At 63.1% G+C, this 26,055-nt stretch carries 30 protein-coding genes; 14 read left to right on the forward strand and 16 right to left on the reverse strand.

Features of this window, described 5'->3' with window-relative positions:
• Positions 1-178 precede the first annotated feature (178 nt).
• Both hemF and GTW25_RS19315 read right to left on the reverse strand, forming a co-directional pair.
• Positions 179-1,093: an oxygen-dependent coproporphyrinogen oxidase gene (gene hemF, locus GTW25_RS19310; RefSeq protein ID WP_252913919.1), complete on the reverse strand. Its 915-nt coding sequence runs from the start codon at positions 1,091-1,093 to the stop codon at positions 179-181.
• A gap of 102 nt (positions 1,094-1,195) precedes the next feature.
• Positions 1,196-1,609: a (R)-mandelonitrile lyase gene (locus GTW25_RS19315; RefSeq protein WP_252913920.1), complete on the reverse strand. Its 414-nt coding sequence runs from the start codon at positions 1,607-1,609 to the stop codon at positions 1,196-1,198.
• 115 nt (positions 1,610-1,724) lie between these two features.
• Here GTW25_RS19315 and GTW25_RS19320 point away from each other — a divergent pair, with 115 nt between their 5' ends.
• Positions 1,725-1,982 (forward strand): hypothetical protein, encoded by a 258-nt coding sequence (locus GTW25_RS19320; protein ID WP_252913921.1) that lies wholly within the window; start codon positions 1,725-1,727, stop codon positions 1,980-1,982.
• 180 nt (positions 1,983-2,162) lie between these two features.
• Here the strand turns inward: GTW25_RS19320 and GTW25_RS19325 are convergent, their stop codons facing one another.
• Together GTW25_RS19325 and soxR are read right to left on the reverse strand one after the other, a co-directional pair.
• Positions 2,163-2,651 (reverse strand): tRNA (cytidine(34)-2'-O)-methyltransferase, encoded by a 489-nt coding sequence (locus tag GTW25_RS19325; protein ID WP_252913922.1) that lies wholly within the window; start codon positions 2,649-2,651, stop codon positions 2,163-2,165.
• The gene (gene soxR, locus GTW25_RS19330) at positions 2,648-3,094 is read right to left on the reverse strand and encodes a redox-sensitive transcriptional activator SoxR (RefSeq protein WP_252913923.1); all 447 of its coding nucleotides are present in this window, start codon (positions 3,092-3,094) and stop codon (positions 2,648-2,650) included. The genes GTW25_RS19325 and soxR overlap by 4 nt, the downstream gene beginning before the upstream one ends.
• Positions 3,095-3,190: 96 nt before the next feature.
• Here soxR and GTW25_RS19335 point away from each other — a divergent pair, with 96 nt between their 5' ends.
• From GTW25_RS19335 to GTW25_RS19385, 11 genes are all read left to right on the forward strand, one after another.
• Complete coding sequence (locus GTW25_RS19335; RefSeq protein WP_252913924.1) at positions 3,191-3,403, forward strand: hypothetical protein; 213 nt, start codon at positions 3,191-3,193, stop codon at positions 3,401-3,403.
• 60 nt (positions 3,404-3,463) lie between these two features.
• The gene (locus GTW25_RS19340) at positions 3,464-3,721 is read left to right on the forward strand and encodes a hypothetical protein (RefSeq protein ID WP_252913925.1); all 258 of its coding nucleotides are present in this window, start codon (positions 3,464-3,466) and stop codon (positions 3,719-3,721) included.
• A gap of 14 nt (positions 3,722-3,735) precedes the next feature.
• Positions 3,736-5,601, forward strand: coding sequence for an ABC transporter ATP-binding protein (locus tag GTW25_RS19345; RefSeq protein WP_252913926.1), 1,866 nt, complete (start codon positions 3,736-3,738; stop codon positions 5,599-5,601).
• Positions 5,598-7,487, forward strand: a complete 1,890-nt coding sequence (locus GTW25_RS19350) for an ABC transporter ATP-binding protein (protein WP_252913927.1) — start codon at positions 5,598-5,600, stop codon at positions 7,485-7,487. The genes GTW25_RS19345 and GTW25_RS19350 overlap by 4 nt, the downstream gene beginning before the upstream one ends.
• Before the next feature lie 5 nt (positions 7,488-7,492).
• Positions 7,493-7,801: a DUF6665 family protein gene (locus tag GTW25_RS19355; RefSeq protein WP_252913928.1), complete on the forward strand. Its 309-nt coding sequence runs from the start codon at positions 7,493-7,495 to the stop codon at positions 7,799-7,801.
• 216 nt (positions 7,802-8,017) lie between these two features.
• On the forward strand, positions 8,018-8,581 hold the full coding sequence (petA, locus tag GTW25_RS19360) for a ubiquinol-cytochrome c reductase iron-sulfur subunit (protein WP_252913929.1): 564 nt from the start codon (positions 8,018-8,020) through the stop codon (positions 8,579-8,581).
• Positions 8,582-8,602: 21 nt separating this feature from the next.
• Positions 8,603-9,907, forward strand: coding sequence for a cytochrome b (locus tag GTW25_RS19365; RefSeq protein WP_252913930.1), 1,305 nt, complete (start codon positions 8,603-8,605; stop codon positions 9,905-9,907).
• A 33-nt stretch (positions 9,908-9,940) separates the two neighbouring features.
• Positions 9,941-10,765 (forward strand): cytochrome c1, encoded by an 825-nt coding sequence (locus GTW25_RS19370; RefSeq protein ID WP_252913931.1) that lies wholly within the window; start codon positions 9,941-9,943, stop codon positions 10,763-10,765.
• Positions 10,766-10,880: 115 nt separating this feature from the next.
• Complete coding sequence (locus GTW25_RS19375; protein ID WP_252913932.1) at positions 10,881-11,426, forward strand: adenine phosphoribosyltransferase; 546 nt, start codon at positions 10,881-10,883, stop codon at positions 11,424-11,426.
• 5 nt (positions 11,427-11,431) lie between these two features.
• Positions 11,432-11,941 carry a GNAT family N-acetyltransferase gene (locus GTW25_RS19380; protein ID WP_252913933.1) on the forward strand — a complete coding sequence of 170 codons (510 nt, stop codon included), beginning with the start codon at positions 11,432-11,434 and terminating at the stop codon, positions 11,939-11,941.
• A gap of 70 nt (positions 11,942-12,011) precedes the next feature.
• Positions 12,012-12,638, forward strand: a complete 627-nt coding sequence (locus GTW25_RS19385) for an FMN-binding negative transcriptional regulator (protein ID WP_252913934.1) — start codon at positions 12,012-12,014, stop codon at positions 12,636-12,638.
• 1 nt (position 12,639) lies between these two features.
• Here the strand turns inward: GTW25_RS19385 and GTW25_RS19390 are convergent, their stop codons facing one another.
• From GTW25_RS19390 to GTW25_RS19440, 11 genes are all read right to left on the reverse strand, one after another.
• Entirely contained in the window at positions 12,640-13,107 is a 468-nt protein-coding gene (locus tag GTW25_RS19390; protein ID WP_252913935.1) for a MaoC family dehydratase, read from the reverse strand.
• The gene (locus tag GTW25_RS19395) at positions 13,104-13,571 is read right to left on the reverse strand and encodes a MaoC family dehydratase (protein WP_252913936.1); all 468 of its coding nucleotides are present in this window, start codon (positions 13,569-13,571) and stop codon (positions 13,104-13,106) included. The genes GTW25_RS19390 and GTW25_RS19395 overlap by 4 nt, the downstream gene beginning before the upstream one ends.
• A gap of 64 nt (positions 13,572-13,635) precedes the next feature.
• On the reverse strand, positions 13,636-14,601 hold the full coding sequence (locus GTW25_RS19400) for a magnesium transporter CorA family protein (protein WP_252913937.1): 966 nt from the start codon (positions 14,599-14,601) through the stop codon (positions 13,636-13,638).
• 9 nt (positions 14,602-14,610) lie between these two features.
• A complete protein-coding gene (ychF, locus tag GTW25_RS19405) occupies positions 14,611-15,714 on the reverse strand; it encodes a redox-regulated ATPase YchF (protein WP_252913938.1) in 1,104 nt (367 codons plus the stop codon).
• 74 nt (positions 15,715-15,788) lie between these two features.
• Positions 15,789-16,391, reverse strand: coding sequence for an exopolysaccharide biosynthesis protein (locus GTW25_RS19410; protein ID WP_252913939.1), 603 nt, complete (start codon positions 16,389-16,391; stop codon positions 15,789-15,791).
• A 107-nt stretch (positions 16,392-16,498) separates the two neighbouring features.
• Positions 16,499-17,209: an aminoacyl-tRNA hydrolase gene (pth, locus tag GTW25_RS19415; RefSeq protein WP_252913940.1), complete on the reverse strand. Its 711-nt coding sequence runs from the start codon at positions 17,207-17,209 to the stop codon at positions 16,499-16,501.
• A 30-nt stretch (positions 17,210-17,239) separates the two neighbouring features.
• Positions 17,240-17,935 carry a 50S ribosomal protein L25/general stress protein Ctc gene (locus GTW25_RS19420; RefSeq protein ID WP_252913941.1) on the reverse strand — a complete coding sequence of 232 codons (696 nt, stop codon included), beginning with the start codon at positions 17,933-17,935 and terminating at the stop codon, positions 17,240-17,242.
• Positions 17,936-18,128: 193 nt separating this feature from the next.
• On the reverse strand, positions 18,129-18,608 hold the full coding sequence (locus GTW25_RS19425; protein WP_252913942.1) for a GNAT family N-acetyltransferase: 480 nt from the start codon (positions 18,606-18,608) through the stop codon (positions 18,129-18,131).
• 80 nt (positions 18,609-18,688) lie between these two features.
• On the reverse strand, positions 18,689-19,558 hold the full coding sequence (locus tag GTW25_RS19430; protein WP_252913943.1) for an NAD-dependent epimerase/dehydratase family protein: 870 nt from the start codon (positions 19,556-19,558) through the stop codon (positions 18,689-18,691).
• A gap of 25 nt (positions 19,559-19,583) precedes the next feature.
• Positions 19,584-20,696, reverse strand: coding sequence for an LBF_2804 family protein (locus GTW25_RS19435; RefSeq protein ID WP_443592674.1), 1,113 nt, complete (start codon positions 20,694-20,696; stop codon positions 19,584-19,586).
• Positions 20,697-20,753: 57 nt separating this feature from the next.
• Entirely contained in the window at positions 20,754-21,965 is a 1,212-nt protein-coding gene (locus GTW25_RS19440; protein WP_252913945.1) for an MFS transporter, read from the reverse strand.
• Between the two features lie 91 nt (positions 21,966-22,056).
• On the opposite strand from GTW25_RS19440, the gene GTW25_RS19445 reads away from it, so the two are divergent.
• Positions 22,057-22,857, forward strand: a complete 801-nt coding sequence (locus tag GTW25_RS19445; RefSeq protein ID WP_252913946.1) for an AraC family transcriptional regulator — start codon at positions 22,057-22,059, stop codon at positions 22,855-22,857.
• 52 nt (positions 22,858-22,909) lie between these two features.
• Here GTW25_RS19445 and GTW25_RS19450 read toward each other — a convergent pair whose 3' ends face one another.
• Positions 22,910-24,232 carry an alpha/beta hydrolase family protein gene (locus GTW25_RS19450; protein WP_252913947.1) on the reverse strand — a complete coding sequence of 441 codons (1,323 nt, stop codon included), beginning with the start codon at positions 24,230-24,232 and terminating at the stop codon, positions 22,910-22,912.
• A gap of 189 nt (positions 24,233-24,421) precedes the next feature.
• On the opposite strand from GTW25_RS19450, the gene GTW25_RS19455 reads away from it, so the two are divergent.
• On the forward strand, positions 24,422-26,014 hold the full coding sequence (locus GTW25_RS19455) for an ABC-F family ATP-binding cassette domain-containing protein (RefSeq protein WP_252913948.1): 1,593 nt from the start codon (positions 24,422-24,424) through the stop codon (positions 26,012-26,014).
• Positions 26,015-26,055 lie beyond the last annotated feature (41 nt).

The raw sequence follows: 26,055 nt of genomic DNA on the forward strand, positions 1-26,055 counted from the left end.
ATCGCCGCGAGATCCGGCTCCAAGAAACTCGCCATCATCGCCGTCGCAAGGAAACTCCTCACCGTCCTCAACGCAATGCAACGCGAACAAAAACAATACGCCTGAAAACACAGTTGCCAGGCCTCGAACTCGGTCAAGGGTGCGACCCTGCAGCGTGATCCGCAGCGTCACTGACCGCCTACGGCCACTTCGCCTCGGGCGGCATGGACGACAGGATCGAATCCACATTGCCGCCGGTCTTCAGGCCGAAGATCGTGCCGCGATCGTAGAGCAAGTTGAATTCGACGTAGCGGCCGCGGCGGATCAATTGTTCTTCGCGGTCGGCATCCGTCCAGTTTTCGTTGAAATTCTTGCGGACGATGTGGTTGTAGACGACCAGGAAAGCACGGCCGACATCCTGCGAAAAGCGCAGATCGGCATCCCAGCCGCCTGCGTCGTCCGACGTCTTCAGCCAGTCGTAGAAGATGCCGCCGACGCCGCGCGCCTCGCCCCGGTGCGGCAGGAAGAAGTACTCCTCGCACCATGCTTTCAGCCGGTCGTAATCGGCGACGGCCTTGTGCTTGTCGCACACGAACTTCATCGCCTTGTGGAAGGCGAGCGTGTCGGGATCGTCCTGCGTGCGCCGCCGGTCGAGGACGGGCGTCAGATCCGCGCCGCCGCCGAACCATTGGCGCGAGGTGACGATCATGCGCGTGTTCAGATGAACGGCCGGCACGTTCGGATTGTGCGGATGGGCGATCAGCGAGATGCCGCTTGCCCAGAAGCGCGGGTCTTCCTCTGCGCCGGGAATCTGCTTGCGGAATTCGGGCGAGAACTCGCCATGGACGGTAGAGGTATGGACGCCCGCCTTTTCGAAGACGCGCCCGCGCAGCATCGACATGACGCCGCCGCCCCCCTTGCCGTCCTCGCGCAGCCACTCCGTCTTCTCGAACCTTCCGGGCGCCCATGAGGCGTGCGGGCCGGACAGATCGTCCTCGATCGCCTCGAAACCGGCGCAGATCCTGTCGCGCAATTCCTCGAACCAGGCCTTCGCGGTCGCCTTCTTCGTCTCGATGTCGTCGGGCAGGCCGGCAGGAATGTCGGGGCGCTCCATTCAGGTCTCCATGAAGGCTGCGGTGGCCGCAGGGCTGGACAATTAACTCGTAAGCTGCGGCCCTGATCCATCATCTGTCCGCCATTTTCAAGCGCTTTAGATTTATGGGAGCGAAGTTGGTGTGACCGTGTACTGTTCGTCCGTGACGTGCTCCATCCAGTCGACCACCTTACCGTCCCGAACCTCCTGGATCGCCAGATGCGTCATCGCCGTTTCGGGCGCGGCACCATGCCAGTGCTTCTCGTCCGGCGCGAACCATACCACGTCGCCGGGGCGGATTTCCTCCACGGGGCCATCCCAGCGCTGCACCCGGCCGACGCCTGTCGTCACCACCAGTGTCTGCCCGAGCGGGTGCGTGTGCCATGCCGTCCGCGCACCCGGTTCGAACGTCACGCTAGCACCCTGGACGCGGTCGGGAGCGGAAGGGTTGAAGAGCGCATCGATCCGGACCGTCCCGGTAAACCAGTCCGCCGGCCCGCGAACGGACGGTTTGTGGCCAGATCGGAAAATGTTCATGGCGCACTCCTGATTGTCAAAAATTTAATAGCAAAATCAGTTTCTTAGAATATTCTTATTGTCTTCCTGTTTGAAATCTCTAATCTGTTTGCCGTTGGGGTCAAGGAGTTCTTTCGTGCGGGTTCCGGCCAGACCACCTCTGGAAGGATTGAGGCGCAGCCTGAATAAGCATCGTGCGGAAGGCGAAGCCCATCCGCGCGACGGGTTTCTGCGCGAAACCTTCCGCCTGCCGCGCACCGATGCGCGTGAAAAGGCGCGCGAATGGTTCGACCGCTGGCCCAAGCAGGCCTATTGGACCGAAATCGAAAGCTGGGCCGAGCGGCCCGACGACATCATCGAGTTTACGATCCGTAGGCTGCCGACGGCGGATTGAAACAGAATGCTCGGTTATTCGTCATCGCTTGCGTTCGTCATTGGCCGGTGAGGCCGTCATTCCTGTGACGAGCACAGGAATGACGGCAGTTCGGTTAATGCAAGCGTCTACTGTTTCGGGTTTGCAGGAACTCTATGCGACCGTCATTCCTGTGCTCGTCACAGGAATCCAGGCCTCGCCCTATCCGTTCGCAATACGTTCGCCGCCGGAAAAGCCACCCGTCCGCCGCACGGCTTCGCCGGCGACCATCGCCACGCTCATCGCCAGATTGAGGCTGCGCGCGCCTTCGCGCATCGGGATCGTCAATCGATAATCGGCCGCATCATGTACCGCATGCGGGACTCCAGCCGATTCGCGTCCGAAAAGCAGCACGTCGCCGTTCCGGTAGGAAAAATCCGTATAGGCTTCGTCGGTTTTCGTCGTCAAAAGCACCAGTCGTGCATCTTCGTGGCTGCGCCATGTCTCGAACGACTGCCAGTCGACATGGCGGGTCAGCGCCGCCATGTCGAGGTAGTCCATACCGGCGCGTTTCAAATTCCTGTCTGACAGGTCGAAGCCGGCCGGCTCTATAATGTGCACCTCGATGTCGAGGCAGGCGGCGAGCCTGAGGATCGTGCCGGTATTGCCGGCGATGTCGGGCTGGTAGAGCGCGATGCGCAAACGGCTCATGCGGCGCTCTCCGTTTCGTCGCCGATCCAGTAGCGCGGACCGGGGCCGTTGCGGCCCGCACGATCCAGCGGGTTTGAGAGCTTGCAATGGTTCAGCGACAGGCAGCCGCAGCCGATGCATTCGCTCAAACTGTCGCGCAGGCGTTCGAGCTCGGCGATCCGCAGGTCGATCCGGTCGCGCCATGTCGATGAAAGCCGCTCCCAGTCCTTCCGGCCGGGCACGCGGTCCTGCGGAAGCTTTTCAAGCTCGCCGCCGATCTCGTCCAAAGTCAGGCCGATGCGCTGCGCGAAGGTGATGAAGGCCAGGCGGCGAAGCACCGCACGGGCGTAGCGGCGATGGCCGGAACCGGCGCGCTGCGAGGCGATCAGCCCGCGTTCCTCGTAATAGCGCAAGGCGGACGAGGCGATACCCGCCCGTCGCGCGACCTCGGTGATGGTGAGCATCGATGCAGCCAAAAAACTTCCAGATGCCTGTTGACTTAAAGTTCACTTGAACTTGTAGCGTGCCGGCCGATCGAATGACAAGAGCGGAGACGAAACATGCTCGACCGGCAGGAAAAATTCTGGGGCATGGAGTTCACGGTAGGGAAAGGGGGTGGCCATACGGTCAGAATCGGGTTATACGCCCATTCCCTTTTCAATCCGAAAGCTGGAGGCAGCGATGAACATTTTGATGGTTCTTCCCTTCTCCCGCCTGCGAAACCCAGCAGGCGTGATCGCCTGACGGCGGCTTTCGGATCGGTTCCTTCCTGACACTTTAGGTACGCATCTCGAAATCCGCCGGTTCGCCCGGACTTTGAAGGATTCCGACCGATGTTTGACCATTTTTATCCGCGGCCCAGGCCGCTTCCGCCTGATCCGGCTGCCGATTTCTTCGGTGGGCTGGCTGCGTTTCTTGTCGTCGCAGTGTTCGCGCTTGCGGTGTCGGCAGCCGGCGGTTCGATGGGAAGCGTCGAACGGGCACCCTATATCAGCCTCGCGGAACAGGCTTCGTCCTGCGAGGCTCTTTTCGACCCGAAAATATTGAGCGCGCCGGACGGGGTTCGTCCCGATTGCCGTGCGCGACTGTGAAACGAGATAGACCGATGTTCCGCTGGTTTGAATCCCGCCTTGATCCCTTTCCGCATGAAGAGCCGCTCGAGCCGCCGAAGACGCTTCTCGCCTTCTGCCTTCATTACACGAAGGATGCCTGGCCATATCTGATCCCGGCCGCGATCCTCATGGCGGGGATCGCGATCGCCGAGGTCTGGATGTTCTCCTTCCTGGGCAACATCGTCGACTGGCTTTCCGCGCAGGACCGCGAGACCTTCCTTGCCGACGAAGGCTGGAAGCTTGCCGGCATGGCCGCGATCGTGCTCGTCGGCCTGCCGACCATGGTATGGTTCCACTCGCTTCTCCAGCAGCAGACGCTGTTCGGCAACTATCCCATGCGCATCCGCTGGCAGGTGCATCGCTATCTGCTCAAGCAGTCGATGACCTTCTATCAGGACGAGTTCGCCGGCCGCATCGCGACCAAGCTGATGCAGACGGCGCTCGCCGTGCGCGAGACGGTGATCAAGACCTTCGACGTGCTCAACTACGTCGTCGTCTATTTCCTCGGCATGCTGTTCATCGTCGCGTCCGCCGACTGGCGGCTGGCGCTGCCGCTCGCCGGGTGGGTGGTCTGCTATGTCGTGTTGATGACCTACTTCGTGCCGCGCCTTGGCCGCGTCGCAGAAGACCAGGCCGACGCGCGCTCGGTGATGACGGGCCGTGTCGTCGACAGCTACACCAACATCCAGACCGTGAAGCTCTTCAGCCATGCACGCCGCGAGGCGACCTATGCCAAGGAAAGCATGGGCGGGTTCCTCGACACCGTCTATCGCCAGATGCGACTGGTGACGGGTCTTTACGGCCTGCTCTACATCCTGAACTCGCTCTGCCTCGTCACAATCGGCGGTCTTGGCATCTGGCTGTGGCAGCTCGATGCCATTTCGGTCGGTGCGATCGCGGTGGCGCTCGGGCTCGTGCTGCGTCTTTGGGGCATGTCTCAGTGGATCATGTGGGAACTGACCGCGCTGTTCGAGAATGTCGGCACGGTGCAGGACGGCATCTCGTCGATCTCGCTGCCGCGTGTCGTCGAGGACAAGCCGGATGCGGCTGAACTCGTCGTGCCGAAGGGCGAGATCGTCTTCGACAAGGTCCGCTTCCACTACGGCAAGAACAAGGGCGTTCTGGAAGAGCTCGACCTGACCATCCGGCCGGGCGAGAAGGTCGGCGTCGTCGGTCGCTCGGGCGCGGGCAAGTCGACGCTCGTCAACCTGCTTTTGCGCTTCTACGACATCGAAGGCGGCCGCCTCATGATCGACGGTCAGACCCTTGCAGACGTCACGCAGGAGAGCCTGCGCGCCCATATCGGCGTGGTCACCCAGGACACCTCGCTCCTGCACCGCTCGGTGCGCGAGAACATCCTTTACGGCCGCCCCGACGCAAGCGAGGAGATGATGCTGGAAGCGGCAAAGCGGGCCGAGACGCTCGACTTCATCGCGGGCCTTTCTGATCCGGAAGGTCGCAAGGGCTTCGACGCCCATGTCGGCGAGCGCGGCGTGAAACTGTCCGGCGGCCAGCGTCAGCGCATCGCCATCGCTCGCGTCATGCTGAAGGATGCGCCGATCCTGATCCTCGACGAGGCGACGTCCGCGCTCGATTCGGAAGTGGAGGCCGCGATCCAGGAAAATCTCTATCGCCTGATGGAGGGCAAGACCGTGATCGCCATCGCGCACCGCCTGTCGACCATCGCGGCGATGGATCGCCTGATCGTCATGGACAAGGGTCACGTCATCGAAGACGGCAAGCACGACGATTTGATCGCCAAGGGCGGCCTTTATGCCGATCTTTGGAACCGTCAGTCGGGCGGGTTCCTTCTGCCGGACGATGCCGAGCAGGATGTGAAGGACATCGCCGCGGAATGAGCGAGAAGATCGAAGGCAAGCAAAACCGTATCACCGAGCGCGCCTGGCGGCGGGTCGAGGACGTCATCGATCCGTTCGCCGATACGCCGCGCAAGGTGCTGCCGCGCGAAGCCTTCGACTTCATCGTCTTCTTCGCGCGGCAGGCGCCATGGTCTTTCGCGCTGCTCCTGATCGCGGGCGGCGTGGCGGGTGCAGTCGATGCCGGGCTCTACTGGGCGCTCGGACGGATCATCGACATCCTGGATACCGCAGCGCCGGCGACCTTGATCGCCGATTACGGCTGGGCGATCCTCGCCTACCTTCTTCTGATCCTCGTCGCACGGGCCGCCGCGCTCATCTTCCAGACGGTGGTGGAAGAGCAGGTGATCGCGCCGAATTTCTATCAGCGCGTGCGCTGGCAGGCGTTCCTGCGCGTGATCGAGCAGCCTTACACCTTCTTCCAGAACGATTTCGCCGGCCGCATCGCGACCAAGATCACGCAAGGGTCGGAAGCGACGGGCGATTTCATCATCTCCTCGCTCCAGACGGTCTGGGGTTTCGCCACCTTCCTCGTGCTCGCGGCGACGATCATGTTCGCCGTCGATCCTTGGATGCTGGCGGTGCTCGGTCTCTGGCTGGCGGCCTATGGCGTCGCCGGCTGGAAGCTCCTGCCGCCTTTGCGTGCCGCCGGCAAGCGCACGGCCGACGAACGCTCGATCGTGAACGGCCGGCTCGTCGACGCCTTCACCAACATTCTCGCCGTCAAGCTGTTCGACAATGGCGGGCGCGAGCATTCCTATGTGCGCGAGGGCATGGGAAACTACCTGCGCGCGGTGAAGAAGCTGACGCGCTCCATCACCCGCGTGCGTGCGGCCGTCGCCATCATCAACGGCTTCATGATGGCGGCCATCTTCCTGCTCGCGCTGCAAAGCTGGATGGCCGGCAACACGACGACCGGCGCGATCGCAGCGGCGATGGGCCTTGCCTACCGTCTCAATCAGATGTCGGGTTACATGATGTTCAACATCAACGGCCTGATCCGCAATTACGCAACCGTGCAGGATGCGACCGGCACGATCTCGGTCGAGCCTGCGCTGACCGATCGGCCGGACGCCGTGGCGATCTCTCGCGCGACGGGCGACATCCGCTTCGAGAACGTGTCGTTCCACTACGGCAAGGAAAGCGGGGGGATCATCGACGGCCTCGACCTGCATATCCGTCCAGGTGAGAAAGTCGCGCTGGTCGGTCCGTCCGGTGCGGGCAAGACCACGCTGATCAACCTGATGCTGCGGCTCTTCGACGTGGAGGGCGGACGCATCCTTCTCGACGGGCACGACATCCGCACGATGACGCAGGCGTCGCTCCGCGCGCAGTTCGGCGTCGTCGCGCAGGACCCGATGCTGATGCACCGTTCGATCCGCGACAACATTTCCTATGGCCGTCCCGATGCGTCCGACGCCGACGTGATCGAAGGCGCGCGGGGCGCCGCCGCGCATGATTTCATCGCGGACGTGTCCGATCCGAAGGGGCGGGAAGGCTATGAGGCACATGTCGGCGAACGGGGCGTGAAGCTGTCGGGCGGCCAGCGCCAGCGCATCGCGATCGCCCGGATGATGCTGAAGGATGCGCCGATCCTGCTGCTCGACGAGGCGACCTCGGCGCTCGATTCGGAGGTCGAGGCCGCGATCCAGGACAATCTCTACCGCCTGATGGAGGGGAAGACGGTCATCGCGGTCGCACATCGCCTGTCGACCATCGCCGCGCTCGACCGGCTCGTCGTGCTCGACAAGGGACGGATCGTGGAGGAGGGCACGCATGACGAATTGATCGCGCGCGGCGGCCTTTATGCGCAATTGTGGAAGCGCCAGTCGGGCGGCTTCCTCGCCGACAGCCTGGCGGCGGAGTAGGCGTCATGGCGCTTCGGCTTCCGGGGCAGGGCGGCAGGCGGCTCCAGACCGGCCTCGACACGCTCGATCACGAGCTTGCCGGCGAGATGGCGACGTCGCTCGGCCGTGCCGGCCGCCGCGTCGCCGAGACGCTCGCTGCGCTCAAGGCCCATGAATGCCGCGACGAGGCGCGAATCGTGCTGCGCAAGGCGGCGGCCGATGCCGTCCATGCCTATTTCATCCAGCGCGAACTGGTCGGGCTGCGCCGCCATCACGATGCGATCAAGGACTATGCCATTCCGGATGAAGTGCTGGCGCGGCTCGGCGCACGATGACATGCCGCGCCGCGGTTTCGGCTATCAACAGGGTCCCGCGACAATCTGCCCTCACACCTTGTAACGGCTGGACAATCGTCCGAGGCGCGCATAGAAACCTTCGCCAAATGACTGGGGAATCCTCCGGTATCGTCGGCCAATGGCGCAAGACGGTTCGGATGAAGCAGATATCACGGTTTCCTGCGGTCGAATTGAGGCAATAAGGATCATAGTCCCGTGAGCGTGAACGATACGACCGAGCCGACCCGCCGCGACTTCCTCTACATCGCAACAGGCATGGCAGGCGTCGTCGCCGTAGGTGGCGCCGTGTGGCCCTTCATCGACCAGATGCGCCCGGATGCCTCGACGCTGGCGCTGGCCACGATCGACATCGACATCTCGCAGATCGAGGCGGGCATGTCGGTCACCGCGCAGTGGCGCGGCAAGCCGATCTTCGTGCGCAACCGAACCGATCAGGAAGTCGAGGAGGCGCAGGCCGTCGAGCTTTCGCAGCTCAAGGATCCCGTCGCGCGCAACGACAATCTTCCCGATGCAGAGCCGGCGACGGATCTCGCCCGCTCGGCCGGCGAAGGGCGCGAAAACTGGATCGTCATGATCGGCTCGTGCACGCATCTGGGCTGCGTGCCGCTCGGCCAGGCCGGCGACTTCGGCGGATGGTTCTGCCCCTGCCACGGCTCACACTACGACACGGCCGGACGCATTCGCACGGGTCCGGCGCCGACGAACCTTCCGGTTCCGGTACTCGAATTCATCTCCGATACCGTCATCAGAATCGGCTAAGGCAAGAGAGAAGATCAAGACATGAGCGGTGGACACTCTACCTACACGCCGAAGACCGGCATCGGGCGCTGGATCGATACACGTATGCCGCTGCCGCGGCTGGTGCATGACAGCTTCGTTTCCTATCCGGTTCCCCGGAACCTGAACTACGCCTACACGTTCGGCGGTATTCTCTCGATCATGCTGGTGGTGCAGATCGTCACCGGCGTCGTCCTCGCGATGCACTATTCGGCGCATGTCGACTACGCGTTCGACTCGGTCGAGAAGATCATGCGCGACGTCAATTCCGGCTGGCTGATGCGCTATCTTCACGCCAACGGCGCGTCGATGTTCTTCATCGCGGTCTATCTGCACATCGCACGCGGCCTTTATTACGGCTCCTACAAGGCGCCGCGCGAGCTTCTGTGGATCCTCGGCGTGATCATCTACCTCCTGATGATGGCGACCGCTTTCATGGGCTACGTGCTTCCCTGGGGCCAGATGTCCTTCTGGGGCGCGACCGTCATCACCGGCTTCTTCACCGCCATCCCGCTCGTCGGCGAATGGGTGCAACAGCTTCTGCTCGGCGGCTTTGCGGTCGACAATCCGACGCTCAACCGCTTCTTCTCGCTGCATTACCTGCTGCCGTTCATGATCGCGGGCGTCGTCGTCCTGCACGTATGGGCGCTGCACGTCACGGGTCAGACCAACCCGACGGGCATCGAGGTCAAGCAGAAGACGGACACGCTTCCCTTCACGCCTTACGCGACCATCAAGGACGCGTTCGCGATGATCCTGTTCTTCATCATGTTCGCGTATTTCGTCTTCTACATCCCGAACTATCTGGGCCATGCCGACAACTATATCCCGGCGGATGCGCTGAAGACGCCGTCGCACATCGTTCCCGAATGGTACTTCCTGCCTTTCTACGCGATCCTGCGCGCCATCACTTTCGACATCGGGCCGATCGATTCCAAGCTCGGCGGCGTGCTCGCCATGTTCGGCGCCATCGCGGTCCTGTTCTTCGTGCCGTGGCTCGATACCTCGCGCGTCCGCTCGGCCGTCTATCGCCCGTGGTACAAGCTCGCCTTCTGGCTTTTCGTGATCAACTCGATCTTCCTCGGCTGGCTCGGCTCGCGTCCGGCGGAAGGCTGGTACATCCCCGCGATGCAGGTTTCGACGGTGTTCTACTTCGGGTTCTTCCTGATCGTGATGCCGGTCCTCGGCCTGATCGAGACGCCGAAGCGGCTGCCAAACTCGATCACCGAAGCCGTGCTCGGCAAGAAAAAGGGGACGGCGTCCGTCCAGCCCGCTGGCGCGAATGCGTCGCCGGAAACCAAAGGCTGAACCGCTTGCCGGCTCGAAAGGACTGAAGTGACAATGAAAACTGTTCTCAAGGTGATTGCCGCATTCGGGCTGGTTGCCGGCGTGACGGTCGGGGCGAATGCGGCGGAATATCCGCTCATCAAGCCGGTCGAGCAGGACTGGAGCTTTGCAGGCCCGTTCGGCACCTATGATCGCGGCGAATTGCAGCGCGGCCTCAAGGTCTACCGCGAAGGCTGTGCGGCCTGCCACGGCCTCGAGCGCGTCGCCTTCCGCACGCTGGAAGATCTGGGCTATTCCGACGCTCAGGTTCGCGCGCTGGCAGCCGAATTCGAAATCCAGGACGGTCCGGATGCCGATGGCGAAATGTTCATGCGCGCCGCCATTCCGTCGGACTATTTCCCGGACCCGTTCCCGAACCCGCAGGCAGCCGCTGCATCCAACAACGGTGCCGCCCCGCCGGACCTGTCGCTGATCGCCAAGGCGCGCGCCGTCGAGCGCGGCTTCCCGACCTTCGTGTTCGACATCTTCACGCAATATGCCGAGAGCGGGCCGGACTACGTCTACAATCTGCTCACCGGCTACGAAGATGCGCCGGAAGGCTACGAGCAGCAGCCCGGCACCTATTACAACCCGCATTTCCTTGCCGGTACGTCGCTGTCGATGGCGCCGCCGCTTCAGGAAGGCCTGATCAGCTATGATGACGGCACGCCCGAGACGGTCGAGCAATATGCACATGACGTCACCGCCTTCCTGATGTGGACGGCGGAGCCGCATCTGGAACAGCGCAAGCGCATGGGTTTCGTCGTTATGCTGTTCCTCGTCGGCTTTGCGGGGCTTATGTATCTCACCAAGCGCAAGGTCTGGGCGGGCGCGCACTGACGACAGGACGATCGCACGAAACGAGGGCGCCCCAGCGGCGCCCTTTTTCTTGGCGCTCTTTCCCCGGCGCATGAATGCCCCTACCAATCGTGCAAGCAGACGGAAAGCGATGATGATGGCTCAGACACTTCAGGAAACGCTCGTAGCGGCGATCCGCACCATTCCCGACTATCCCAAGCCCGGCATCCTGTTTCGCGACATCACCACGCTGCTCGGCGATGCGCGCGCCTTTCGTCGTTCCGTGGACGAACTCGTCCATCCCTATGCCGGCTCGAAGATCGACAAGATCGCCGGCATCGAAGCGCGTGGCTTCATTCTCGGCGGCGCGATCGCGCACCAGACGTCTGCCGGCTTCGTGCCCATTCGCAAGAAGGGCAAGCTGCCTTATGAGACCGTCCGCGTCGCCTATTCGCTGGAATACGGGATCGACGAGATGGAAATGCACAAGGATGCCGTCGCACCCGGCGACAAAGTCATCCTCGTCGACGACCTGATCGCGACGGGCGGCACGGCCGAAGGCGCCGTCAAGCTTCTGCGCCAGATGGGTGCCGAGATCGTCGCCGCTTGTTTCGTCATCGACCTGCCGGACCTCGGCGGGCGTGCGAAGCTCGAGGCGCTTGACGTGCCGGTCAGGACGCTGGTGGCGTTCGAGGGGCATTGATGGGCATGTCCTCGACGGATGACATCATCATTCGCCGCCTCGGACCTGACGATGTCGACGCGTTCCGACGCATCCGACTGGAGGCGTTGCGCCTGAATCCGACCGCGTTTGCAAGCACGTTCGAGGACTGGGCGCGTTTCGACGATGGCGAATGGCTTCGGCGACTGACCGACAATCCGGCCTTTGCGGTGCTCGACGGTGCGGAGCCGGTCGCGCTGATGGGCTATGTCCGGGAGCGCTCATCCAATGCGCGGCACCGCGCGACGGTCGTGATGGTCTATGTGCGCGAAGTCATGCGTGGCGCAGGATTTGCGAAACGGCTTCTTGACGTTCTGACACGCCACGCGCGGGCACAAGGCATCGGTCAGCTCGAACTCGGCGTCAATTCGCAGAACGAACCAGCCCGGCGTCTCTATGAGCGCGAGGGCTATACGGTGATCGGTTGCATTCCCGCGGCCACCATTGTGGACGGGGTCGCCATGGACGAAGTGCTGATGATGCGCCGGATTGATTGAGATACGTCTGGACCAATCATTTGGCGCAGAAACGTCTGTTTCGCGCCGCCATCGCTGATAATCTGTGGGAATGTACACGCCGCCAGCCTTTCGCGAAGACGACCCGGACATTCTGCGTGCCATCATCGGCGAAGCGGGACTCGCGACTTTCGTCACCTCTACGGCGGAAGGCTTGATCGCTACGCCGCTGCCTCTCTTTCTCGATACCGCAGAGGGGCCGTTCGGGACGCTCTACGGGCATCTCGCCAAGGCCAATCGCCAATGGACGCTCGAACCGTCCGGCGAGGCGCTCGCGATCTTTTCCGGCCCGGACGCCTATGTGACACCGTCCTGGTATCGGTCGAAACGAGAGCATGGAAAGGTCGTGCCGACCTGGAACTATGTCGCCGTCCATGCCTATGGCGCCGTCGAGTTTTTCGACGATCCGGAGCGTCTTTTGGGCGTCGTCACGCGACTCACCGAGCATCATGAGAAAGGGCGAAGCGAAGAGTGGGCGGTCTCGGACGCGCCCGAGCGGTTCGTTGCCGCGCAGCTTCGCGGCATCGTCGGTCTGCGCATGCCCGTTGCCCGGGTCGAGGGCAAACGCAAGCTCAGCCAGAATAGACCGGAAGCCGTTCGGGAAGGCGTGGCGTCGGGGCTTTCGGAAAGCTCGCGCGAAAGCGACCGTATCCTGGGTGCGCTCGTCGGGCAGGGGTAGATCAGCCAGCCTGCAACAGCACCGCGCTTTCGAACGTCAGCACCTTGTCGCCAGTCGAATCAAACGCCTCGCAATCGATCGTCATCAAATGCCAGCCGGGGCGGGAGGCGACGGGCCGATGCGCCTTCGCCGTGCGCGTGAACGTGATCGTCTCGCCGGCATAGACCGGTTTCAGCCATTTCAGGTTCTGGAAGCCGGGGGAAGGGCCGAAGACCGGGGCAGGGCCGTCTCCCGTCCATTCGCCGAGCATGTCCTGCCGCTTTTCGAGATTGTAGCGCATCCACATGGCGCAGGTATGCCAGCCCGACGCGCACAATTTTCCGAACACGCTCGCCTCGGCCTCGCGTTCATCGAGGTGAAAGCGCTGAGGATCATATTTCGCGGCGAAGGCCTTGATCTCGTCGGCGGTGAAAATATGCGCGCCGAGCGTGATCGTCTCGCTGATCCGCAGATAGTCGTCCAGCGTCATGCGGCAGCTCCCGGATTGCGCAAGAGAAACATACCGGTATTGGCAAGCTCGCAGACCGTTTCGCCATTCTGGTTGCGGATGCGGTGCTCGACCGTGACGAAGCCGAGATTGGGGCGCTTGGCGGATACGCGGGCAGCGACGACCTTGCTGACGCCCGAAAGCGTGTCGCCCGCCAGAACCGGCTTCTTCCAGCGCACATAGTCGACCCCCGGCGCGCCCTGCGACGTGGAGTCGAGCAAAAAGGCGTCGCACATCATACGCATGAACATCGCGCAGGTGTGCCAGCCGGATGCCGCAAGCCCGCCGAGGATCGACGCCTTGCCAGCTTCCTCGTCGAGATGCATGGGCTGGGCATCGAACTGCGATGCGAAATCGACGATCTCGTCGGCCGTGACCGTCTTTTCAGGCAATTCGATCTCGAGTCCGATGGTGAAGTCCTCGAACGCCCAGCGCTTTTCGCTCATAGTTCAACCCAATCCGTTTCGCGCGAAATCTGGCCAATACTGCGCGGCCATGCAAGGCGCGCGTCTAAAGCCACCCCTTCTTCTTGATATACCAGAAGGGCAGGGCAGCGGCGGCGACCATGATGAGTATCGCCGCCGGATAGCCATAGGGCCACGCCAGTTCGGGCATGATTTCGAAATTCATGCCATAGATCGAGGCGACCAGCGTCGGTGGCAGGAAGATGGTCGCAGCGACCGACACGATCTTGATGATCGTGTTCTGCTCGATCGAAATCATGCCGAGCGTCGCATCGAGCAGGAACGTGATCTTGTTCGACAGCCGCTCGGCATAGTCCGACAGCGCGGTGAGATCGCGGGCCAGCGAGCGCGAGCGATTGCGCGACGCTTTCTCGGTCCCGACGATATGGGTGTGGTAGCTGACGATGCGCTGCAGCGTGTGGAAGCTTTCCTGGAGGCTTGCGAGCAATTCTTCCTTGCGCCCGAGGCGGCGCAGGATCGCCTGGAAGTCGCGGTCGCGGCGCGATGCCTTGGCGGCGGCCGGGTGAAATATACGCTCCGAGAGCTCGCCGATGTCGCCGCCGACATTTTCGAGTACGTCGGCCGCGCGCCCGACGATTTCTTCGAGCAGGGCGAAGAGGATGCCGGTGGCGTTTTCGCAGCCGAGTTTGACGCGCGCGGCACGTTCGGAAAAGCGCGCGAAGCTCGATGGCTCGATATAGCGAAGCGTGATCAGCTTTCCGCCGACGAGGATGAACGTGACAGGCCCGGTGAGCGGCCGCTCGCGCTCGGTGTTGGCGGTTACGATGGCCGTCATGAAGATGGCCCCGTTTTCCGCATAGAGGCGCGAGGAGGTTTCGATCTCGCCCATCTCGTCGCGCGTCGGCACGTCGATGCAGAGCCAGTCCTCGACCAGCGTTTCTTCGGCATCGGTGGGCGCGATCATATCGATCCACACCGTCGCATCGCGCGTCTCGCCCTCCGATTCGACCGGCACGAGCAGACCATCGCGAAGGGCGTAGGCGCGGATCATGGCATCCCGTCAGGTATTGAACTTGAAGAGCAGGACATCGCCGTCCTGAACGACATATTCCTTGCCTTCGTCGCGGGCCTTGCCGGCTTCCTTGGCCGCCGCCTCGCCGCCGAGCGCGACATAATCATTATACGCAATCGTCTGCGCGCGGATGAAGCCACGCTCGAAATCGGTGTGGATCACGCCTGCCGCCTGCGGGGCCTTGGAGCCCTTGGCGACGGTCCAGGCGCGCGTCTCCTTCGGCCCGGCGGTGAAATATGTGATCAGGTCGAGAAGCTCGTATCCAGCGCGGATCAGCTTGTCGAGGCCCGGCTCGTCGAGCCCCAGATCGCCGAGAAATTCGGCGGCGTCTGCGTCGGAAAGCTGGGCGACTTCCGCCTCGATTGCGGCGGAAATGACCACCGTATGCGCGCCCTGCGCCTTCGCCATTTCGGCGACAGCCTGCGTGTGTTCATTGCCGCTTGCGGCGTCGCCTTCGGCGACGTTGCAGACATAGAGCACCGGTTTCGACGTCAACAGGTTCAGGCCCTGCAGGATCAGCAGATCCTCGGTGGCAATACCCTTCAGGAGCATGCGCACGGGCTTGCCGTCCTGGAGAAGCTTCAGCGCCTCTTCCATCATCGGCAGGACGGTCAGCGCTTCCTTGTCTTTCGAGGATGCGCGTTTGCGGAACTGGAGCGTGCGGCGCTCGAGGCTTTCGAGGTCCGAGAGCATCAGTTCGGTCTCGACCGTATCGGCGTCGGCGACGGGATCGATCTTGCCTTCGACATGGGTGATGTCGTCATCCTCGAAGCAGCGCAGAACGTGGACGATCGCGTCCACCTCGCGGATATTGGCGAGGAACTGGTTGCCGAGCCCTTCGCCTTTCGACGCACCGCGCACGAGGCCGGCAATGTCCACGAAGGAAATGCGGGTCGGGATGATCTCCTTCGACTTCGCGATGCCGGAAATCGCCTTCAGGCGTGGATCGGGCACGGCGACTTCACCGGTGTTCGGTTCGATCGTGCAGAAGGGATAGTTCGCCGCCTGCGCCGCTGCCGTCTTCGTCAGCGCGTTGAAGAGCGTCGATTTGCCGACATTTGGCAAGCCGACGATGCCGCATTTGAAACCCATGGAGGTGCCAGTCCTGTTGAGCAGTTCTCGTTGGCAGGGCTATGGGCGTTGGGTGGGCGAAGGTCAAGGGTGGCTTACGTCACCGCGCTCCAGCCGATATAGCTGACCGTCGCCAGAAAGCCCGTGCCGAGCACCGCCAGCACCCCGTCCTCGGTGACGAGCGCCAATGCGATCAGCGACACTGCAATCCCTGCCATCGTTCCCGAAAAGGGAACGAATTCCATGAACGGCATTGTGAGGCCGATGCACATGCAGATCAGCGCTGCGCCGATGTCGAAAGGCGGGCGGACGAGAAAGGCGAGCCGCTTTCCCGTCACCTTGTCGATTGCGCGCGCAGGTTTGGCCAGCCAGTCGCGGGCCGTTTGCAGACGGGCGCGCGAGATCGAGCGACGGCGCAGGAATCCGGGAAGCCACACCGCCTTTCGGCGCAGAACGATCTGCACCGCGACAAGTGCGATGATCAGCCCGCAGGTTGCGGTCATGCCGGGAATGCCGCTTGCAGGCGTGACCGCCAACAGGGCCGGAAAAAGCATCAGAGGTGCAAACGCATCGCCGTCGATGTCGTCGACGATATCACCGACGCATACACGGTCCTCGCTGCCGACCTCCGCCATGAGGTCGACCACGGCCTCCATGGAGTTTAGGTTGCGTTCTTCGAGCATGTCGGCCTTGGTCATGATGCTTGCAAAAGCTGCGAGTGGCGGATCGGTTCCGGGAATGTTCGTCACGAGGCTGAAAACGAGTTTAAATTTCCCCTGCGAAGAGGGAGAAACGGGCCGGCCGTTCAACCCTTGCCGAAAAGCTTCTTCAGCATCGCGGCCATCGGGCCGGTCTCCGGCACTTTCACCTGCGGCTGCGATCCGCGCGCCTGCCTGATATGGCTTTGCGCCTTCGGCTTCGGTGCCTCCTTTGCAGGCGCGGCCGACTTCCCCTGAACGCTTAGCGCCGCTTTGTTCATGAAGCCGGCATCGTCGCCCTTGGCGAGCAGTTCGGCGTGGTCGCCGAAAGCATCGAGCAACGGGTCGAGCCAGTCGCGGTCGGCTTTGGCGAAATCACCGAGCACATGGTTCGTCACCATTTCCTTCACGCCCGGATGGCCGATGCCGATCCGCACGCGCCGGTAATCCTTGCCGCAATGCGCGTCGATGGACTTGATGCCGTTGTGACCGCCATGGCCGCCACCGGTCTTGATGCGCACCTTGCCCGGCGAGAGGTCCAGTTCGTCGTAGAGCACGATCAGGTCGGAAATGTCGACCTTATAAAAGCGCATTGCCTCGCCGACCGACTGGCCGGAGAGATTCATGAAGGTCTGCGGCTTGATCAGCAGGACCTTTTCAGCCCCGAGCATGCCGCTCGAGATCAGCGCCTGGAATTTCTTCGTCCAGGGTGAAAAGGAATGGCGGCGGGCAATTGCGTCCGCCGCCATGAACCCGACATTGTGCCGGTTGTTCTCGTATTTCGATCCGGGATTGCCAAGACCTGCAATGATACGCATGTCCAAACGCTCCCGGACCGTGCCGGACGATTACTCGCCCTTCTTTTCCTCGGCTTCGCCATCGGCGTCGTCGCCTTCGGGCTCGGCTCCGTTCTCGACCTCGACGGCTTCTGCGTCGGTTTCCTCGGTCGTGCCGGCCTCTTCCTCAGCCGTCAGGACGGCCGGGGCAGCGATCGTGGCAACCGTGAAGTCGCGGTCGGTGATGGTCGGCTCGACGCCATCGGGCAGCTCGATTGCCGAGATGTGGATCGAATCGCCGATTTCCAGACCGGTCAGGTCGAACTCGAACGCCTCGGGGATGTTGTCGGCGCGGCAATGCACTTCGACGTCGTGGCGAACGATGTTGAGGACGCCGCCGCGTTTGATGCCGGGCGATGCTTCCTCGTTCAGGAAGTGGACAGGGACGTTGACGGTCACGACCGTGCGCTTCGACACCCGCAGGAAGTCGACGTGCATCGGGAAGTCCTTGACGGGGTCGAGCTGGTAATCCTTCGGCAGGACCTGGTACGATTTCGATCCGACCTTGACCGTGGCAACGGTCGTCTTGAAGCCGCCGCCATGAATCTTCATGAACAGCTCTTTGTAGGGGAGCGAGATCGAAACGGGGTCTTGCTTGTCGCCGTAGATGACGGCAGGTACGCGGCCTGCGCGGCGCAATGCTCGGGCGGACCCCTTACCGACCGTTTCGCGCGCTTCGGCCTCGAGCGTGTAGCTCTCGTGGCTCATGGCATTTCCTTTCAGGTTTCTGGAGCGCCTGCGACGGTGGCGAAGCCGGTGCCGCAAACGTCGAAAGCCGCCCGTGCCTAACAGCTCCGGCGGCCATCGCCCGCGTTGCCTCCAAGGGTGTCTACGCGGGTGGCGACGCTATAGACGAAGTGAGCAAGGGGTGCAAGGTTCGCCGCCTACGTCGCATTCAGGCTCATGCCACGTCGAAGCGCTTGGAGACGACCTGATCGTCCACGCGATAATCGACGAAACCCATTTTCCCGTAAAATGTCCGGCCGCCCGTATTTTCCAGCCGGATCGTCGCATCGATAGCGGTTATGCCCGCATCACGCGCTGCCGCCTTCGTGGCCGCGAACAATTTGCCGCCGACCCCGCCACCTTGCAGGCCCGCGCGTACGAAGCTCGCGACCGTAGCCCAATCCGCCGGCAGTCGGCCCGCGCCGTCCCATTCGGGGTCGCAGCGTTCGAGTGCCTGGAAGCCGACAATCGCATCGCCGCTGGTCGCGACGAAGCAACTGATGCCGCAAGCCGGGGCGAAATAGTGATCGCGCATCCGCTTCGGCGTGAACGGCGTTTTATGCGCGGTGGTGCCGCCGATTGCGATAATTTCGTTGATCAGTTCGGCCATTGCCGCGATATCGCCTTCGACTGCCGGCCTTACGTGAATGTCCATGTCGCCCCTCTATGCAGCGCGGAATTTCGCATGGCCGTCTTTTCGCGGCAAGGTGGAACGACTGCCGCTCGCAGGCCGTCTCACGCTGCCGCTTCGGCGCTCCTGCGCATGGCTTGCGTCTCGTCGACGATGTCCGCATAGCCCAGCATTCGGCGAATGCGGGTGGTGTCGAGCACGAGAGATTGGCCGTAATCGAAGGGCGGCGGCTCGGGCGGTGCGTCCTTTCTTTCGGGAAGAAGCGCGAGCCGCTCGCCCATCGAGGGGGTCGCTTCCTCTCCGACATTGAACACCTCGTTGCGCGCCGCCGGATGCGTGGCCGCGTGTGCGATCGCCGCAGCGACATTGGTCACATGGCCATGCGTCCACTTCCAGACCGGCACGGTGGCGAAGTTGTAAACTGTCGCGAGATCGCCGTTGTCCTCCGGGCCGTAGACCTTCGGCAGCCGCAGGATCGTCCAGTCGAGGCCGGCGGCGCGTAGGGCGTTCTCGGCAAGGATCTTCTCGTAGTCATGCGCGTAAGCGCCAAGTTGTTCTTCCATGCCACGATAGGGATAGAGCACCGAGCGCAACGGCGCATCCTCATCGAGCGGTAGGGGCTCGGCCGCGCCCGGTTCGGTTTTCGTCAGGCGCCCATAGGCACGATAGACGTCGCAACTGGAGATCAGGATGAGCCGTCCGGTGCGACCCTCGAAGGTTTCTATGGCTGCTTGCGCGTCAGCCTGCCCCATGGCGACCATATGGACGACGACATCCCAGTCACGGCGCAGTTCTTCGGGGAAATGCACGATCGGATACTCCGCGCGTGAATCCAGCATATGCTCCATTTCGGGAAGGATGGCGTTGCTGCTGCGACCGCGATGAAAGGCCGTAAGCGCGGCGCCTTTTTCGGAGAGTTGCCGGGCGACATGGGCGCCGATGAATCGCGTGCCGCCGATAATCAGGACCCTCATCCGTCATACCCCAGGCCGATCTGGTTCATTTACACTCGCTGAAAGGCTGGCCGTCGATCAGCGCGCCGCGCAATTTTGCAATCCGCTCGCCTTCATGCGGGCGACCGGCGATCTCGTCCAGTTCGCACAACAATTCCATCTGCGCTTTCGCAGGCTGACCGGCCAGCACGGCGACGCATGCGACAATGTCGGCGAGCGCCATGCGGCCATCGCCGTCGAGCGCACGGGCCTCCTGGCGCGCGGTCTCCCAGTTCACCTCGATCTCGTCGCGGTCCCGGTCCAGCTTTTCGAGAAGGCGGGCAAGAAGGAGCACGTAGGTCGGGTGCGAATCTCCGCTGCGCCTCACCATCTCACCGGTGGCGTGGAGAAGCGCGGTTCGCCATGGCTCGTCGTTGCGCTCGCCGGCCTTTTCGACGATCTGGTCGACGCCGTAAGGCCCGAGCGCGCGCAACCGCGCCTCGCGCATCACCGCCCATGTGATCCACGCGTTCCAGACCGCATAGAGCGGCACGGCGAGCAGCGGTACGTAGCCGCGCAGGATCGCGCGCGCGAAAACACGCCGGAGCAGGATGCGCAGCACGAAGCTCGTCACGCCGACCTTGGCCTTGTAGGCGAGGTTCCACAGCAACAGCCGCCAACGCGGCAGATCGGCATAGGGGTCGATGCCGTAGATCTTGCGGTGCGGGTTCGGGATTTCGAGCGCCGAGCGGGCAAGCCCCGTCGCGATCAGCCCGGACGCCGGCTTGCCCTTCATCGCAAGGCCGATCACGTCGCCGATCTTCGTGATGGCGCTTAGCGCATTCCAGTAGAGAAAGACGATTTCGACGACCGTGATCAGCCCGACGATTGCGTAGAACGCGGCCCAGAGCCAAGGGTCGTCCAACAGTGAGCGATCGTCGTTGCCGCCCAGGAAGCCAAGTCTGATCCAGATTTCGCCCCCGCCGATGATCAGGCCGGAAATGGTGCCCGAAATCGTCGCGAGGATGACGGCGCGATTGCGGATCGCGGCGAGCCTGTCCAGATCGGCCTTGGTCAGCGGAAGCTTGCCGGAGCCGGCCGGCGCGCTCGACAGATAGTCGCGCGCGCGCTTTTCGAGCGCGTTCAGTTCCGGCGCGTAATGGTCGACGGGATCTGCGATTTTCCCCTCCGCTCGTCCTTGGTGAAGGGAAAGCGTGTCAGCGCGATCCGGTTCCCGTCAAGCTTCCGCGCGCAATTCGCGCATGTTTGGCAGGAAGATCGTGAGCAGGCCGAGGAAGGGCAGGAACGCGCAGATCAGGTAGACGAACTCGATGCCCTTCGCGTCCGCCACTACGCCGAGCACTGCCGCCGCGATGCCGCCCATGCCGAAGGCGAAGCCGAAGAAGATGCCGGCGATCATGCCGACCCGACCCGGCACGAGTTCCTGAGCGAAGACCACGATCGCCGGGAAGGCCGAGGCGAGCATGACGCCGATGATGAAGGTCAGCACCAGCGTCGCGGTGAAGCCGACGAAGGGCAGGGCGACGGTGAACGGCAGGATGCCCAGGATCGAAAACCAGATCACCGCCTTCGAGCCGAAGCGGTCGCCGAACGGGCCACCCAGAACCGTGCCGAGCGCGATCGCGCCGAGGAACAGGAACAGCATCATCTGCGATTGCTGCACCGTCACGTCGAAACGTTCCATCGCGTAGAACGTGTAGTAGCTTGTGAACGAGGCGGTGTAGATGTTCTTGGTGAAGACGAGCAGCGCCAGAACGACGAGGGCGATCACCACCTTGCTGCGCGGCAGGTTGACGGCGGGAATCGCCCGGCTCGCGCCCTTTCGCGCAGCGGTGTAGCGATTGTACCAGCTTCCAACCTGCTGGAGGATGATCATGCCGAGAAGAGCCGCCGCGCAGAACCAGGCGACGCTCGTCTGGCCGCGCGGGACGACGATGAAGGCGGCGAGCAGCGGGCCGATCGCGGTGCCGAAATTGCCGCCGACCTGAAAGAGCGATTGCGCGAGACCAAATCGCCCGCCCGATGCCATGCGCGCCACCCGCGAGGCTTCCGGATGGAAGATCGCCGAGCCGATGCCGATCAGGCAGGCGCCCAGAAGAAGGATCGAATATCGGTCGCCGAACGCCAGCAGCAGAAGGCCGACGAATGTCGACCCCATGCCGAAGGCGAGCGAATAGGGCTTGGGGTTCTTGTCCGTATAGAATCCCACCAGCGGCTGGAGCAGCGAGGCGGTTACCTGAAACGCCATCGTCAAAAGACCGATCTGCCAGAAGGCGAGGCCGTAATCGTCCTTCAGCATCGGATAGAGCGCGGCGAGCAGCGACTGCATCACGTCGTTCAGCATGTGACAGAACGAGACCGCGAAAATCACGGTGAAGGTCGTCGTTTCGACGGGTATGCGAACGGGTTGTGCGGTCGTGTCGGTCACTGATCAGGCTCCTGTTGCCGCCTTATAGGGCGCTTGCCTGGTGGCCGCTTACGTGGTTTGGTCGAGTTCTTACGCGAACGGGCCAAAAATCATGCCACCTTATGCCGAGATCGATCCCGAATGGCGCAGGAGCCTCGACCTGCTCGACGACGCCGAGGCGATCGTCGTGGGGCGCGCCTCGCATTATGCGGACGGGCACGTCGTGCCCTCGCACAGCCATGAGCGTGCGCAGCTTCTTTACGCACGCAGCGGCGTCGTTCTGGTATCGAGCGCGGCCGGTCGCTGGATGGTCCCACCCGAACATGCGATGTGGATTCCGGTGGGCATGGCGCATTCGGTCGAGATGATGGGGGCGGTTGCCATGCGCTCGGTCTATCTGCGACCCGAAGCGGCGGGTGAAGCACCGCGCGATCTCGCCGTGCTCGCGATGACCGACCTGATGCGCGCACTCGTCGCCGTCGCGGTCGAAGCGGACATTGCTGCCACAGGCTCGCGCCGCAACGAACTCGCGATGGGGCTTCTGGTGGAGGAGATCGCGCGTCTGCCGCAACGCCCGCTTGCGCTGCCGCTTCCGTCCGACCGGCGGCTTCTGGCGCTCTGCCGCGCGTTTCTGGCGCAGCCCGCCCATGCCATCGCAATCGACGAATGGGCGTCCGCGCTCGGCATGAGCCGGCGCTCCTTCACCCGCTTTTTCCAGCGCCAGACGGGTGTGAACCTCGGCCTATGGCGCCAGCAGGCCTGCGTGTTCGCCGCGTTGCCGCGCCTTGCCGAGGGCGAAAGCGTGACGACGGTCGCCCTCGATCTCGGCTATGACAGCGTGCCTGCCTTCACCACCATGTTTTCACGCATGCTCGGCACGGCGCCGCGCGCCTATTTCCGCGCCGCCGCCTGATCATGCAGTTGGACCATGATGTTGCCCGAAAACCGGTTCCCACTTTTCGGCATCATGGTCCGGGTGCGGCTTGCATCAGCGAAAGGCCGGCGGCGGTGCGGTCGGCAAAGCCTTTCCAGTAAGTGTGCTCTTGCGTGGGTTCACCCGCGTCGTCGCGCGCGATCAGGCCGTCCGACGCGTTCTCGACAAGGTCGAGATAGTCCCCCATCGCCTCGTCGCCCTTCACATGCTCGCCGAAAAACGCCGTCACGAAATGCTGGGCGATATTGTTCATGCGAACCGTGTCCCAGACCGGATCGGCGTAGTGATCGAAGGGCGCATAGCCAAGCTTATCCGATATCGCCCAGCTTTCGGCAGGTGCCGGGATCGGCGCTGCCGCATTATGGTTGGCGTTCTCGAAGGTCAGCAGATAGCGCTCGGCATTCACCGTCTCGTCGTAGAGCGCCTTCACCCCATCCGCGTAGCCGGAGACGTCGTCTACGGAACCGGCCATATAGAAGATCGGCGTGGTGATGCCTTCCATGCCGGCCGCATCCCAGAAACCGCGCTGGCGGCCCCATGGCGCAATCGCGACGACGGCCTTGATGCGTTCGTCGGCGCGCGCCGTGAGTTCGTCCGAACCGGCCTGATGGATGGCGAGCGTTCCGGGCGGGGTCAGGTTCGGATAGCCGACCGCTGCTTCCGTCACGCCGCCGCCCGCCGTGATGACCGCGCCGTAACCGCCCATGGAGTAACCGATCAGGCCGGTGTTCTGCGTGTCGACCAGACCCGACAGGAAGTCGCCGTCCGCCCCGCTCAGGCGTTCGATTTCATCCAGCGCGAAAAGCTGGTCGAGCGGGCGGTTGATCAGTGTGGAGCCGAATGCGGCCTGGTCGTTATAGGTCGAATCCTTATGGTCGATCGCCGCGACCACATAACCTTTCGTCGCAAGATTTTCAGCCAGGTGACTCATAAGGAATCGGTTTCCCGGATAGCCATGAGAGATGATGACGAGCGGGTAGGGGCCACCTGCCGCCGGTTCCGCGTCGCGCACGCCGCGGCCGGTCAGCGTCACCTCCGTCTCGCCGTCACGCAAAAACGTGCTGTAGGTGCCTTGGTCGCCAGTGCCCTCGGCGGCCGGATACCAGACTTCCAGCGTCAGCGTGCGGTCGTAGCGCGGCTCGCCGCCGGCGGCCATGTCGACGATGTCGAGCTGGTCCGGATTGGTCGCCTCGATCGTGCGCACGCCGATCGGCAGGTCTCCATGCGCGCTGAGTTCCGGCGCATCGGGCCGGATCAAGTCGATCCGGTTGTACCCTTCGGGTGCTGGTTCCTGCGCGAGCGCTGCGCCACCTGAAAGCGCCATCACGAATGCCATCGCAAACATTTTTCGCATGATCCTCACCCAGCTTTCTGACCAGCCTGCCCGCCAACTCCAACAGGCATATGACGGGCACGGCTTGAACACATCCTCGCTCCGGCCTATCTGGCGGACAGAACGGAAACTTCAACAGGACGGTCTCACCGATGAACGACACGACGCGCGCCCCACTCGCCCGCTTCGCAACTGTTCGCCCGGTGTTCCATGCCTTCGCTTTCCGTCCATGCCCTTTCATATCGTCTTCCTGACGGGCGCACGCTTTTCGAAAATCTCGATCTGTCCTTCGGTGCCGAGCGCACCGGCTTCGTCGGTCGCAACGGCGTCGGCAAGTCGGCGCTGTTGGCGATCCTGGCCCGTGATGTCATTCCGTATTCGGGTTCCGTTTCGTGCCACGGCGTCGTGCGCGCCCTCCCGCAAAATGTCGGCGAGGCCGGTGGTACGCTCGCGTCCCTTTTCGGTGTCGGTGAACAACTGGCTGCGATCGACCGGGCCGTCGCGGGTGCGGCGGACATGGACGAGCTTGCCGGGATCGACTGGGAGTTGCCGGCGCGGCTTGACGCTGCGCTTGCAAGTTTCGGCTTGACCGGCATCGATCCTGCAACGCCGATCGGTGAACTCAGCGGCGGCCAGCGGACGCGCGCAGGGCTTGCCGCGCTCGTCTTCGACCGGCCGGACTTTATCCTGCTCGACGAGCCGACCAACAATCTCGACTCGGAGGGCCGCCAACTCGTTCTCGATCTTCTGGGCAAATGGCGCGGCGGTGCCGTCGTCGTCAGCCATGACCGCGAGTTGCTGCGCCGCGTGGACCGGATCGTCGAGCTTTCGACGCTCGGTGCGCGCCTATATGGCGGCAATTATGACGATTATCGCGCCGCGCGCGATGCCGAGCGCGCCGCCGCTGACGCGAATCTGCAAAGCGCCGAGCAGCGGATGCGTCAGGCCGAACGCAAGGCGCAAATCATCCGCGAGCGACAGGAGCGGCGCGACGCGGGCGGAAGACGGTCGCGGCGCGGCAGTTCGGACCCAAAGATCCTGCTCGACGCGCGCAAGCAGCGCGCTGAGGGCACGGCCGGGCGCGGCAGGCGATTGGGCGACAGGCTGAAAGCCGAGTCCGCCGACTCGCTCAGCGATGCCCGTTCGCGCATCGAGAGGACGACGCCATTCGCCGCCGGCATAGTCGAGGCCGGCGTTCACGGCGGCCGCACCATCCTGTCTCTTGACGGCATCACTGCCGGCTTCGGCAATACGCCAATCATCCACGGGATCGGCTTTTCCATCGTCGGGCCGGAAAGGATCGCACTGACAGGGCCGAACGGTTCGGGCAAGTCGACATTGCTCGCCGTCATCGCGGGTGATCTTGCGCCGATCTTCGGAGCGGTCCACCGCACTGACCGCATGGTGATGCTCGACCAACACGTCTCGATCCTCGATCCGTCGCTGTCGATCCTCGACAATTTCGTGCGCCTCAATCCGCACGCCACCGAACATGACGCCCGCACGGCGCTTGCGCGCTATGCGTTCCGCGCCGACGACGCATTGATGCGCGCCGCCAATTTGAGCGGCGGCGAACGCCTTCGCGCGGGGCTTGCCTGTTCGGCGGGCGGGGCGAGCGCGCCCGAACTTCTGATCCTCGACGAGCCGACCAATCATCTCGACCTCGATTCGATCGCTGCGGTCGAAGACGGGCTTCGGGACTTCATCGGTGCGCTTCTCGTCGTCAGCCACGATCGCGATTTTCTTGATGCGATCGGGGTGGAACGCGAACTCGTTCTGGAGAACGGCCGGCTTCGTCATTGAACCGTCATCTGTGCTCGGCTACGCAGGCGGAACATGAGGGC

The organism is Aliihoeflea aestuarii, from assembly GCF_024105665.1.
Lineage (GTDB): Bacteria > Pseudomonadota > Alphaproteobacteria > Rhizobiales > Rhizobiaceae > Aliihoeflea > Aliihoeflea aestuarii.